This window comes from Micromonospora sp. NPDC005367, assembly GCF_040606825.1.
Classification (GTDB): Bacteria; Actinomycetota; Actinomycetes; order Mycobacteriales; family Micromonosporaceae; genus Micromonospora.
Map to the genome: position 1 here is coordinate 1 of NZ_JBEXFP010000062.1, position 12,752 is coordinate 12,752.

At 67.0% G+C, this 12,752-nt stretch carries 9 protein-coding genes; 5 read left to right on the forward strand and 4 right to left on the reverse strand.

Annotation, left to right across the window (positions count from 1 at the left end; genetic code table 11):
• Positions 1-261: 261 nt before the first annotated feature.
• On the reverse strand, positions 262-597 hold the full coding sequence (locus ABZS42_RS28765) for a helix-turn-helix domain-containing protein (protein ID WP_355150538.1): 336 nt from the start codon (positions 595-597) through the stop codon (positions 262-264).
• A gap of 558 nt (positions 598-1,155) precedes the next feature.
• On the reverse strand, positions 1,156-2,067 hold the full coding sequence (locus tag ABZS42_RS28770; protein WP_355150540.1) for a LysR substrate-binding domain-containing protein: 912 nt from the start codon (positions 2,065-2,067) through the stop codon (positions 1,156-1,158).
• Between the two features lie 162 nt (positions 2,068-2,229).
• Here ABZS42_RS28770 and ABZS42_RS28775 point away from each other — a divergent pair, with 162 nt between their 5' ends.
• The 5 genes from ABZS42_RS28775 to ABZS42_RS28795 all read left to right on the forward strand — a co-directional run bounded on the left by ABZS42_RS28775 (position 2,230) and on the right by ABZS42_RS28795 (position 6,092).
• A complete protein-coding gene (locus ABZS42_RS28775; protein ID WP_355150542.1) occupies positions 2,230-2,964 on the forward strand; it encodes an SDR family oxidoreductase in 735 nt (244 codons plus the stop codon).
• Between the two features lie 85 nt (positions 2,965-3,049).
• Entirely contained in the window at positions 3,050-3,667 is a 618-nt protein-coding gene (locus ABZS42_RS28780; RefSeq protein ID WP_355150544.1) for an NAD(P)-binding domain-containing protein, read from the forward strand.
• Positions 3,668-3,748: 81 nt separating this feature from the next.
• A complete protein-coding gene (locus ABZS42_RS28785) occupies positions 3,749-4,372 on the forward strand; it encodes an NAD(P)-binding domain-containing protein (RefSeq protein WP_355150546.1) in 624 nt (207 codons plus the stop codon).
• Between the two features lie 52 nt (positions 4,373-4,424).
• Positions 4,425-5,366, forward strand: a complete 942-nt coding sequence (locus ABZS42_RS28790; protein ID WP_355150547.1) for an SDR family oxidoreductase — start codon at positions 4,425-4,427, stop codon at positions 5,364-5,366.
• A 57-nt stretch (positions 5,367-5,423) separates the two neighbouring features.
• Complete coding sequence (locus ABZS42_RS28795) at positions 5,424-6,092, forward strand: NAD(P)-binding domain-containing protein (protein WP_355150549.1); 669 nt, start codon at positions 5,424-5,426, stop codon at positions 6,090-6,092.
• Positions 6,093-6,394: 302 nt separating this feature from the next.
• Here the strand turns inward: ABZS42_RS28795 and ABZS42_RS28800 are convergent, their stop codons facing one another.
• Together ABZS42_RS28800 and ABZS42_RS28805 are read right to left on the reverse strand one after the other, a co-directional pair.
• Positions 6,395-8,068, reverse strand: coding sequence for a CocE/NonD family hydrolase (locus tag ABZS42_RS28800; protein ID WP_355150551.1), 1,674 nt, complete (start codon positions 8,066-8,068; stop codon positions 6,395-6,397).
• Between the two features lie 409 nt (positions 8,069-8,477).
• Complete coding sequence (locus ABZS42_RS28805; RefSeq protein ID WP_355150553.1) at positions 8,478-12,464, reverse strand: glycosyl hydrolase 115 family protein; 3,987 nt, start codon at positions 12,462-12,464, stop codon at positions 8,478-8,480.
• Positions 12,465-12,752 lie beyond the last annotated feature (288 nt).

A 12,752-nucleotide genomic window follows, 5' to 3' on the forward strand; every position in this document is an offset into this window, starting at 1 on the left:
CAGTCATCACCGACGAACAGCAACGTTGCCCCTCCTCAACCTCGATGGCATCGATCAGCAGCCAGGAGGAGGACAGCACGTGCCCTAATGGATCACTGCTCATCCCGAGCGGGGTCGAACGCTCGGACGGCACGACACCCCATCAACGGTCAAGCCTCCCCGGAACACCGACAGGGGCACGGTCTCAGTGCAGGACTCAACGTCCAGGGTCCAAGAGTGCTCACCTGCCAGCGGCTACCGTCCGAGTCTCCTGCAGCAACGTCAAGAAGCAATGCCGCCGGGTTCCCGGTAAGGCCCATTAGGGTCCAGGCTGGCCATGCCCATCTCGTTGAACCGGTGGATGACCTGCCGGACCGTGTCCTCATCCGCCTGCACCAGCCGGGCGATCGCCGGAACGGTGTTCCCACCGGCTGAAGCGAGCACGACCATGGCCCGCCGTAATCGGACCGCCGAGCCGGTACCACGACGGGTGATCCTCGGCAGCTGCTGACCCTCTTGGTCACTGAGCCGCCGGACGCGCACGGGTTCTGCCGCCGCCACAGCCTGATGGCCGCGATGCCGTCCGTCAGCCAAGCCGGACGGCGTGTCATCCAACACCGCGAACGTTCGTGGTCACGGCACTGGCCTAGTTGTCGAGCCGGACGGCAACGCTACTTCGAGCCGAGCAACTTGAGCCTCTCCCCGCCCTGCGGCGACGCCCGGGCCGCGCAGGCCAGATGAGAACCACACGACCAGCGTGGGCGGCCGCAATGAGAGCGACAGCCCGGGCGCCTCGACCGAAGCCTGGCCCGGCCACGGTCACAGGCCAATGAAACAAGTAGCCGCTGTGAGTGCGCTGAGTGTCTGTCGGAATCGATTGCGACACCCATTTCGGTCGTTCGGCCGATATTTGCCTCAGGGTGTCTCGTCAGCTCTCGGCAGATCACGCCGTCGGCGCGGATTCTCTGCCTGCTCGGTGAGGTCGAGATCGAGGAGTGGAATTGTCTCGCGAAATAGTTGACAACACCTCTGACCATTTGAAGAGGCACTCGCGTGACGATGTTGATTCTCACGGTTCGCCGGCATCACCTCCGGCGCCCGCTTCCGAACTCAATGCCTTCGCCATTGCTGTGGCCGCGCGCCCTTTGTTGGCGCTGCTGTTGTTGGTCGAACTGCTCAACCGTGCTCCGAAGCGGCATCGCCTCCAAGCTGCCACATTTCATAATTCCCACACTCTGCCGTGATCTCGGACGTCGCCTGAGCCGCGGAGAGGAAGTCGTCGACCAGCGGCGAGGCGCGCGATTCCGCCACAGCGAGGCACACCTGGTCGGGTGCCAAATCCGGAATGGGCACATAGCTGACCTCCGGATGCGAATAGAATACGGTCGCCGAACGGGCCAGGAATGAGATGCCCTGGCCGGCCGCGACATGCTCGAGCGTCTCGTCCACCCCGCGCACCCGGTATCCGGCGTCAGGGTGCGGGCGCTTGGTGGGCTGCGTGTTCGTGTCGGCATGCCAGAGCAGAGGCTCGCCGACCAGGTCGGCCTCGGTGATCTGCTCCTTGCCGGCGAATCGGTGGCTGGCGGGAAGCACTGCTACCCGCGGCTCGGTGTACAGCGGGGTGACGCGCAGGCCGGCCTCGTCGATGGGTAGCCGCACATAGCCGACGTCGATGCGCCCGTCGAGCAGCATCGCGGCCTGGTCGTCTCCTTCGATCCGCCGCAGGTCCACCAGTACGTCCGGGTGCTGGATGGCGAACTGCCGTACCGCTGGGGTGACCGCGATGCCCGCCCGGAAGCCGACCATCAGCCGCCGGCTGCCCTGCGCGGCCACGGTCACCCGGCGGCGGACCGCGTGCGCGGATGCCAGCAGCGGACCGGCGTCGGTCAGCAACTGCCGACCGGCGTCGGTCAGCGCCACGCCGTGGCTGTTCCGGGTCAGTAGCGGAGTGCCGAGCTCCTTCTCCAGCGCGCGGATCTGCCGACTGAGCACCGGCTGCGCGATGTGCAGCTCATCGGCGGCCCTGCCGAAGTGCAGCTTGTCGGCGACAGCGGCGAAGTAACGCAACTTGCGCAGGTCCAGATCCATGGAGCCTCCCGTTTCGGCGATGCCTCCAGGGTATCGCAACGGCCGAAATAGGTCTTGGACAACCGACTCGGGCCAATGGCACGCTCGATAAGTACTGATGGGTCGGAGTCGAATTCCGTACGAGAAACATGACCCGGTACGGCTATGTGAATGGAGTCAGTCGTGGGGAAGCTCGATGGCAAGGTTGCGGTGATCACTGGCGCGACAAGTGGTATGGCGCTGGCCGGTGCGAAATTGTTTGTTGACGAAGGAGCCCACGTCTTCATTTCCGGTCGGCGGAAGGACGCGCTGGACGAAGCCGTCAAGCTGATCGGCCGGAATGTGACCGGCGTGCAAGCCGATTCGGCCCACCTCGATGATCTGGACCGTTTGTTCGAGACGGTCAAGCAGGAAAAAGGCGCCTTCGACGTGTTGTGGGCGAGTGCCGGGACGGGTGAGCAGGGCAGGCTCGGCGAGATCACCGAGGAGCAGTTCGATGCCGCGTTCTCGCTGAACGCACGCGGCACGCTGTTCACGGTCCAGAAGGCCCTGCCGCTGTTCAACGATGGCGGCTCGATCCTCATGACCGGGTCGAACGCGTCGATGCGGGGCTACCCCGATTGGAGTGTCTACGCAGCGAGCAAGGCCGTGCTGCCCGCCTACGCCCGAGTGTGGGTGTCAGAGCTGAGGGACCGACGGATTCGGGTGAACGTGCTGACGCCCGGCCAGGTCGCCTCGCCGATGATGGAGCAGGTCATGAACGCGGAAATGAAGGCGCAGTTCGAGTCCGTGATCCCGCGGCGAGAGATGGGCCGCCCTGAGGAGATCGCGTCGGTCGCGTTGTTCCTGGCCTCGGACGACTCGAGCTACGTCAACGGCATGGAACTGGTCGCCGACGGCGGAACCACAGTGATCTGAGCCCGTTCGGCGAACCCTCGACACCGGGCCCAGCACGCCGGACCCCCAACCAACTGATTCATACACAACAAGGGGAACACACGTCATGACCACGATCAGCATCATCGGCTCGGGCAACATGGCCACCGCCATCGGCACCCGGGCGGCGAAGCACGGCCACACCATCGAGCTCATGAGCCGCAACACCGCCAAGGCCCAGGCGCTCGCCGACCAGATCGGCAACGGAGCCACCGTCGGCACGTTCGGCGCAAGGCCGGTGGGTGACATCGTCATCGTGGCCGTCCTGTACGCCGGCGCGGTCGACGTGGTCGAGCACTACGGCGATGCGCTGGCCGGCAAGGTCCTTGTCGACATCACCAACCCGTTCAACGCCGACGCAAGTGGCGTCGTGACGACCGCGGGCAACTCGGTGTCCCAGCAGATCGCCGCCGTCGCCCCCGAGGGCGCACATGTCGTGAAAGCCTTCAACACGATCTTCGGCGGCGTCATCGCCGAGGACAAGCCCCTGGACGCGTTCTACGCCGGCGACAGCGCCGAGGCGAAGGCACGTGTCGCTGCTTTCCTGGATAGCTTGGGCATGCGGGCCCTCGACGCAGGAGGACTCGAGATGACCCACGTCCTCGAATGGGCCGGCATCCTCCTGGTGGGCCTAGCCCGCAGCGGCGTCGGCTTCGACATCGCCCTGGGCGCCGAGGTCCGCTGAAGCACGTCTACCGGATTACGCCAGACATCTCGCGACCGGCGGGCATGGCGTTTCCATCCATCTTCGGAAAGCAGGCACTTCATGAGCAGCATCAGCATCATCGGCCTGGGGACCATGGCCCGCGCCCTGGCCACCCGGGCGCTCGCTGGTGACCACGCCGTCGAGGTCGTCGGTCGCGACGCGGCCAAGGCCAAAGACCTGGCTGCCGCGCTCGGCGGCGGCGCCACGGCCGGGACATTCGGCACCGCCCCGGCCGGCGACATCGTCATCCTCGCCGTGCCGAACGCCAGCGCCGTGCCGGTCGTCGCCCAGTACGGGGACGCGCTGGCAGGCAAGGTCATCATCGACATCACCAACCCCATGAAAGCCGACGCGAGCGGGCTGACCACCCCTGACGGCACGTCCGCCGCGCAGGAGATCACCAAGGCCGCCCCAGCGAGCGCGCACGTCGTGAAGGCGTTCAACACCGTCTTCGGCCATGTCCTGGCCTCGGGACGCCCATTGGACGTGCTCTTCGCCGGCGACGACGCGCGGGTCAAGGCGAGCCTGTCGGCGTTCATCGAGAGCCTCGGTTTGCGCCCCCTGGATGTCGGCGGCCTGGAGATGGCGCACTGGCTGGAAGGGACGGGCCTGCTGATGGTGAGCCTGGCCCGCCACGGCGTCGGGGACTTCAACTTCTCCCTCAGCGTCAACGTTCTGGTCTAAGCACACACCCACCACCACCTTCCGCGCCACATCACTCACTCGGAGCAGCAGAATGCGTGTATTCGTCACTGGCGGGACCGGCCATTCCGGTTCGTACATCGTCCCCGAGCTCATCGCCGCTGGGCACGAGGTCACCGGCCTGGCCCGGTCGGACACGGCCGCGGCGACGCTGTCCGCGCTCGGCGCGAAGGTGCGCCGCGGCGACCTCCAGGACCTCGACGGGCTCAAGGAGGCGGCTGCGGACTCCGACGGCGTCATCCACGTCGCGCACCGGCAGGACCTGCTTTTCTCCGGCGGGATCCACGCCGTGGCCGCCGCGGAGGTCCCGATCATGCTCGCGTACGGCGAGGCGCTGGCGGGAACCGGAAAGCCGCTGGTCGCGGCGGGGAGCATCGGCTCGCCCGGGCAGGGACTCCTGGGTCGGACGGCCACCGAGGAGGACCCGGCCCTTCCCAGCGGCGATGAGCACAAGGGCAGCCTGCGGGCTCGTAACGTCGTGGAGACCACCGTGATCGGCCTCGCCGAGCGGGGCGTGCGGTCTTCGGTCGTGCGGATCGCCAACATCGCGCACGACATGACCGATCGCGCCGGCTTCCTCCCGACACTGATCGCGCTAGCGAAGGAGAAGGGCTTCGCCGGCTACCCCGGAGACGGCACGAACCTGTGGAACGCCGTGCATGCCCGCGATCTGGCCTCCGTGTTCCGCCTGGCGCTGGAGAAGGGCCCGGCCGGCAGTTACTGGCACGCGGTCGACGACGGGGGCATCCCGTTCCGCGAGATTGCCGAGGCCATCGGCAGCCGTCTGGGCCTGCCCGCCGTGAGCATTCCCGTGGACGAACTGGTGCTGCCGGGATACTTCGGGTTCCTCGCCAACATCGTCACGCAGAGCTACCCGGCGTCCAACCTCATCACCCGCCGGACCCTCGGCTGGGAACCCGCTCAGCCCCGCCTGCTCGCCGATCTGGACAACGGCCACTACTTCCCCGCCAGATGACGACAAGGACCCCAATCGCAACGAGTCCGGAACATGACAAGGAGGGCGGCTCAGAATATGACCATTGTGGGATTCATCGGCAGCGGCGCCATCGGCAGCACCATCGCACGGCTCGCCGTCGAGGCCGGGCATCAGGTCGTGCTCAGCAACTCACGCGGTCCTGAAACGCTCGCGGACACGGTCACGGAGCTAGGGCCGCGGGCGTCCGCTGCGACCAGCGGGCAGGCCGCGGCAGCCGGTGACATCGTCGTGGTCACGGTGCCAGTCAAGGCCTTCCCCGACATGCCCGCCGCGCCGCTTGCCGGGAAAACGGTCATCGACACGTGTAATTACGGCCCCGAGCGTGACGGGCCCATCCCCGAGCTCGACGGCAAGTCGCTCAGCTCAAGCGAGCTGCTGCTGCGGTACATCCCGGACGCCATGGTCGTGAAAGCGTTCAACAACATCTTCTTCAAGCACCTGCTGTCACTCGCCCGACCGACGGGCGCGGGCGACCGCTCGTATCTGCCGATCGCCGGGGACTCCGCGCCGGCGAAGGCGGTGGTGACCGAATTCATCGAGTCCATCGGGTACAGCGTGGTGGACGCGGGACCACTGGCCGACAGCTGGCGGCAGGCGACGGGCATGCCGGTGTGGGGGACCCCGTACGGGCCGTACTCGAACGAGAAGGGCCAGCCGGTCGGCGAGGACGCTATCCGCGCCGCACTGGCCACCGCAATGCGGTAAAACGCGAGTGGGCGCGGGCGGCGATACGGTCCGGCCGTGTTATGGCCACGTTCGGCACGCCGCCGGGCGGGCAATAACGCAGCGGCGCGCCAAGTTCGCCCGAGTTTCCTACGAGAGTCTCAAGCAGCGGCATAGAGATTTCCGGCTACGTCACGAGGCCATCGTTCGGTGCATCCAGCGCAGCCACTCCGCTCGGCGCGGGCAGCAGATGGCGTTGAGAGCGGGATCGACTCGACGTCGATGTCGAGGCCATAACGGGCTGCCCGGCACCCGCCAGCGGCGGGAGCCGGGCAGCCACCCAGTCAGCCGTTCCGGGCGGGCCTCAGCGGGAAGGTGCCGCGGCCGACGTCGCTGAGCGTGGCGGTGTTCGCCGCCAGGTACGAGTCCAGGTACGGCGAGCGGTCACCCTGGGTCGGCGCATCGGACCGCGGGTTCTGCACGGTCAGGGCGAGCCGGGCGCCGGAGACCTTGATCGTGTGGCCGGAGGGCACGTCCCGCCACCTGTTGGAGGTGATGGTCCCGATCTGGACCCCCAGCTGGTGCCCACGTTCGAAGGTCCAGTCGGTCGACTTCAGATCGAACGAGATGCGTCCGCCGTGCTCCACCAGCGCGACGTTCTCGTCGAACATGGTCGCCGTGCCGTCCGGAGCGACGTCCCACAGGCGCACCATCACGTTCCCGCTCGTGCTCGCGTTGAGCGTGATCCTCGGCGTACCCGTGATCCGGAGCGCCTGGGGCGCGCGCATCGACCAGGTCCAGAAGCTGTTGGCCGGGGCGTCGCCCTGCATGGCGGTGTTCTTCTCGGCACGCGACAGCACCTCGGTCCGCGGCGCCCGCTCCATGTCCCACTGGCCATGGTCCGCGGCCTTGGCCTCCGCAGCCGTCGCCGAGGCTCCGCCGTCGTCGACATACCGGCCGCCGGAGAGCCGGGCGTCGTACGACGACGCGGTCAACGGCCAGGTCTTCTGCCCGCGCCAGTGGCCGAGGTTGTCCTCGATGACGTACGCCGGATCGGTCACCGACGGGCGGGTGCCACGGAGGTACTGGTCGTAGAACCGCATCACCTCGTCGAACCAGCCGGTACGGCCCATCGACAACCGGCCGTCGCGTTCGGTGTCGTTGCCTCGCACGTGGTCCCACTGGCCGAGCCAACCGCGCTCCGGACCCTGGTGGTTGTCCAGGTACTCCTGCATGTCCTCAGGCTTGGTGTTGGACTCGATGAAGCCCTGGGTCACGAACAACGGCGTCCTGGTACCGGCAGCGTCCGTGGCCAGGTTCCTGGCCCTCCAGTACGCGGATTCGGCGTCGGGATTGTTGTTGTTGGTCATGTTGTCGCTCAGGCACTCCGGATGGCTCGCCTCGTAAAGCGCGTTCGCCTTGTACCGGCCGCTGTCGTCGGCCATAGGAGGCATGACCGCGATCGAGTTGTACGCCGCCGGCGTGCCGGTGACATTGGGACGCGGCACCTTGTTGCTGAACAGGTAGTTGTACATGTCCCAGACGGGTTCCTGCGCGACGACCGCCTTCAACGCGCTCATCTTGAGGTTGTTGCCCACCAGGCCAGTGACGGCGTCATAGGACTTGCCGTACATCCCGACCTTGCCGTTGGACCACGACTGGCTGGCCGACCACTGGATGGCTGCGCGGACGTCGGCCTGTTCGCCCGGGCCGACCCAGTCCAGGCAGCCGGTGCTGCCGCCGAAGCCGCGCAGGTCGACCATGACGAAGGTGTAGCCGCGGGCCATCAGGTCGGCTCCGTCGATGAAGTCCTGGAAGCGTGCCGAGGGGCCGACCTGGTCCCAGCCCTCGGGGCCGGTCTGCCCGGCGTGGGCGAAGTAGGGGCCGATCGAGAGGATCACCGGCGTCTTCGCATTCGCCGCCAGGTGCGCCGGACGCAGCACGTCGGCGTGCAGTTCGACGCCGCTGCCGTCCGAGGACGGGAAGTACGTCTCCGTCCACGCTGCCCCCTCGGGCACCCGCGGGTTCTCCTCATGTGTGATCGACTCGTCAGCTGCCGCAGCCGCCGTTCCGGCTGCCTGTGCGGCCGCGGGCGATCCGCCCGCAGCCAAAATCGTGACGACGCTCAATGCACCGGCCGCCGCGACGGCCGATACCTTCCTGCCACGGATCATCCCTGCTCCTCTGAAATCGACTCCAGACGAGGCACGCCTGCTTGCCCAGCCGAGCGTAGTGACGATCGTCGTTCTTGTCTGCCCTGGACACTCCGCTTCGACCCTCGCCGGCCCGAGCGCCGCGAGGTACCGGCGGGGCCATCCCGTCGGGCGCTGAGAAGCTCCCCGCACACGACGAAACGGCCGGACCTGGAAGGTCCGGCCGTCTCGGTTCAGAGCGGGGCAGGATCTGATGCTGCTCGGTGTCAGAGCGTCAGGAGGCGCTCGCCTTCCGGTCGCTGGGCGCCTGGAAGCCGGTGAAGCCGGGCGTGTCGTCCGTGGTCAAGGCGATCTGGTTGAGCACGAGCCCGGCCTCGCGAGGCGCCAGCGTGATCGTGTGCTCACCCGGCTCGAGCGCCAATGCGGCCGCAGCGACGCTCGTGGTGCCGTACCAGGTTTCGAACCCGGTCTCCGGCCCGGACTTGCTCGACTGGTATCTCCACTGCCCGTCGACGAGGACGTGGTAGGAGTCGGCGTCGGGGTTCGGGTTGCTCGAGTTGACGAACAGGTAGTACGTGCCAGCGGTCCGGATGTCGACGGTGAAGTCGAGCTGCGGCGGTGCTCCTGCCGCCGAACTCCCGTTGACCTTCTCGGTCGGTCCGGCACTGAACAACGCCTCGGCCTGAGCCGTCGAGGTCGCCAGCCAGTTCGCCTTCGCGCTGGCGTCGGCCGGTGGGACGACCTGCAGGCCGTTACGAGCCAGCGCCCAGCCGTGCGTCCCGTTGTTGCTGGCGGTCGCGTGCGCTGAGGCGCTGTTCTCGAGCGCGTCGGCCGCATCGAGGACGACCAGGCCGTCCTGCTCCAGGTACGGGCCGCCCGGCGCACCCTCGCCTCTGGTCACCGTGACAGGCGCTACCCAGGTCTCACCGCCACCGGTGGTGATGGAGAGCTCGCCTTTCCCGACCCTGTGCCCGGTGATGCTCAGCTCACCGCCGGCGACCGTGACCGAGACGGCGGTCGTGTTGTCCGACTCCGCGGCCATCACGTCCGCCACACCTTCGACCGTGCTCGTCCGGCCCACCGTCGTCTCGATCGCGGGCAGCCGGCGAAGTTCCGGCATCACGCCGGGAAGTGGCGCAACGGTCGCCCTCTGGGGTGCGGCGATGTTGTTCGGGCTCTCGGGTGGGCCGACCAGGCCGTCACCGACCGCGCCGTCGCGGGTCTCGACGATGATCCGGTCGAAGAGGATCGCTGCGTCCGAGCGGTAGACCGTCAGTTCGTGCCAGCCCGGTGTGGTCACGTCGACGGTGAAGTTCAGGGGCTCGATCTGACGCATGATGTTGAATCCCCAGGTACTGGTGCTCGTACCGGCGACAGAGTTACCGCGCAGCAGGCTGGGGACCTGGTCGTCGAGCCCGACCGCCGTGCGCGCGGTTCGGGGCGTGCCGTCGTCCTCTGTGCCTTCGTTCAGTGTCGGAATCCGGTAGAAGGTCCCGGTGAACCTCCCGGTGGAGGTGAAGTAGACCCGGTACTTCAAACGGGCGGTCGTCTCGAAGCCGGAGTCGACCCGGGGAGCGATTTCCGGGAAGCTACCCATCGATGCTCCGCGCTGTCCCACGCCCTGAAGAGGAGCCCACCGGCTTCCGTCGGCGCCGGGCACGTTCTCGGAGAAGTGCTCGGCCTCGAGGGCCACGTATCCGTTGGCCTCCAGGTGCGCCGGCTCGGCGACACGGCGTAGATCCACGGCGGCCCGCTCCGCGTCGACCGTGAAGGTTGCGACCGGGTCGCCGGCCTTGGCGCCGTTGACGGCGTTGAAGACCCGGATCGTCCCCGTCGTGGCTGGGTGGTTTTTGGCGACCGTCACTGTGACTCGCTGCTCTGTCGCGGTCGTGCCCGAGCGCTGCGAGAGGGTGATCCACGGGGCGTCCGCCTCGGCGACCCACTCCTGTGGGTTGGTTACGTCGTTGCGGGAGAACACGTCGAAGAACCGCTTGTCGTCGGGCGCGGCCGAGTTGAACGTCAGCGTGCCGTGGCCAGGCTCCTTGCTGTCCTCGGCGGCGGCGCCCACCGCATCGGCCGGCGCGGCCACCCGGGCGTACCGGTCGTTGGTGAGCATGACGGTGCCCTCGTTCGGGAACCCTTCGGGATGGCTGTGGCCGATGGCGTGGTCCCACTTGCCGTCGCTGATCGTGTTCCAGTAGTCCTCGTCGGTGAGGATGCGTTCACGGGCCCGCTTCGAGAGCAGCTCGTAGCTTCCCGCGCTGGCGTAGCGACCTTGGGCGGCGGCGAGCTGGTTCTTCCAGTAGTAGCCGATCTGCTCCGCCATGTTGCGGTAGGACCGCACTCGGTGGAGCACCTGCTGATAGAACGCGGAGCGAGAGCGCGAGTCGAGCTTGGCGTAAACGCCCTCGAGAATCCGCACCAGATCGTTGGACTCGTTGATGTAGCGCTGGAGCTCATCCCCGTCCGAGGTGGCGCTGAACGGAAAGACCTGACCGGTGTGAATCCTTCCGGAGGTCGCGTTGGACGTGTTGATCTCCCCCCAGAACTCGGCGCGCTTGGTGTTCTCGAGCGCGTCGAACCTTTCCAGCGCGTCGGCGACGACGGCAGCATTGCTGCCCTTCAGCCGGAAGTCTCGCTGCATGTGCTCGGTGAGGAACTTGCTCCCGATGTTCGTGTCGTCATAGCCCTCGACGTCCCATGCGAGCTTGGCGAACAGGTCGAGCTTGATCTCGCCGGGCTTGATGTCCCCGACGTTGAGGATCCAGTAACGCCCTGCACCCGAATTCCAGGCCCGATGCAGCTGCTGCACCATCAAGGACATCGGCGTCGAGTTCAGCCACAGGTAGCTCTTCGGCTCGCCCCAGTAGGAGATGTGGTAATAGACGCCGTTTCCGCCGGACCGGGCGGCTTCGGTCCGCGTGGGCACCTGACGCAGATAGCCCTGGTTGTCCTCGGCCCACATCAGGGTCACGTCGTCGGGGATGTGGTCCTTGAGCCCGGCGTTATAGAGATCGTTCATCTCCTTGTAGGGGATGAGCACCTGCGGCACAGCGTCGGCGCTGCCGTAGACCTCTGCGATCATCTTGCGCTGCTCGCGGATGACGTCGGCCTCCATCTCGACCTTGTCCTTGAACCCGTACGGGTTACCGGGTGTGAACACCGCATCGCTGTCGTGCACACCGCGGATACCCAGGGCAAGGATGTTCTCGAAGTCGGCGTTGGCGACCACACGCTGGCGCCAGTACTCCAGGATCGCGGGCTTGTTGATCGAATAGTTGAAGGCCGCCACAGCGTCCGAGCCCTTGATGTCGAGCGCGTCCTTGTTGCGGTCGTACCACTGACGCCATTCGCCCTCGTTGTTGCGCAGCATCAGCTCCGCGTGAGACGAGGACGCGACCACGCCGAACGCCGCCGCCTCGCGAGCGTTGATCGGCGTCCCCTCGTCGTACCTTCCGGTGTCGGTGACCGCGTTGAACGCTGTCGAAGACAAGTGCATCGCGGGCCACAGGGTGTTCAGCCTCAGCCGCAGCATCAGCTCATAGACGTGCCGGTAGAAGTTGACATCAGGCGTGCCGTTGCCGGTGGGGAACTTCCGCTTCGCCCACGCGATGGTGCGTTCCTCGTCGTTGATGAAGAATCCGCGATACCTGACGTCCGGCCCGTCGTCGACCCGGGTCTTGCCCTTGACGTCGATGTCGTCGCGCTGCTTGACCGGCACGTCGCTGTACCAGTACCACGGCGAGACGCCGATCTCCTCGGAGATCGAGTAGATGCCGTAGATCGTCCCCCGGGCATCACTGCCCGCGATCACCAGTGCCGTGTCGACCCCGGGGACCGGGTCCGCGATGGTCTTGGCCGCATACGCCTCCCACCTGCCCTCGATCCCGGCGGCCTCGTCGAACTTGCCGGCTCCGACGATTTCATCGATCAGCCGGCTCTGACCGATCTGGCCGACGATGATCGCGGTCCTCTGGCGCACGGCCTTGGTCAGCAGCGCCGGCAGTTTGCGCTGGTCGGCCTCTGCCAACCGGGTTTCCTTGGCCGACTCGTCGTCGACGAACACGCTCTGCACGTCACCGGGATCGATCGCTCCGGTCACCATGGCGACGTCCTGCCGCAGGTCCTGAACCGCGCGGCGCACCTGCGTGTAGTCCCGATCGCCGTGATCGCCGCCGTAGGACGGGTCGATCAGGATCGGAGCCGTCGTCCGACCATCGAAGATGGTGAAGTCACCCGGCGATGCGTGCGCCGGCGTCACCCCCACCGACGTCAGGGACGCGGTCAGCACAACGCCGGTCGCGACAGCCGCGGACCACCGCCTGACCCGACCCGCGATACTTCGCTGGGCGTTCGGCACACCTCGAGTTCTTTGTCCGGGCAGCGACATTCCTCGCTCCTCTCCTCCGGTACGTCGTCTTGGTTGCGGTCACGGGGTTATCGGAATTGGCTGCATCCGCTGCTCTTCGAGCGGGTCCAGGTTGCGGAGCCGCCTCGGCGTCGTCGTCGCCTTTGCGGAGGATGAGCGCGGGGCCGGCGTCGTCGGCGT

Coding starts and splice junctions, on each gene's coding strand:
- ABZS42_RS28770 (WP_355150540.1), bottom strand. CDS start 2,067: ATGGATCTGGACCTGCGCAAGTTGCGTTACTTCGCCGCTGTCGCCGAC.
- ABZS42_RS28780 (WP_355150544.1), top strand. CDS start 3,050: ATGACCACGATCAGCATCATCGGCTCGGGCAACATGGCCACCGCCATC.
- ABZS42_RS28785 (WP_355150546.1), top strand. CDS start 3,749: ATGAGCAGCATCAGCATCATCGGCCTGGGGACCATGGCCCGCGCCCTG.
- ABZS42_RS28790 (WP_355150547.1), top strand. CDS start 4,425: ATGCGTGTATTCGTCACTGGCGGGACCGGCCATTCCGGTTCGTACATC.
- ABZS42_RS28795 (WP_355150549.1), top strand. CDS start 5,424: ATGACCATTGTGGGATTCATCGGCAGCGGCGCCATCGGCAGCACCATC.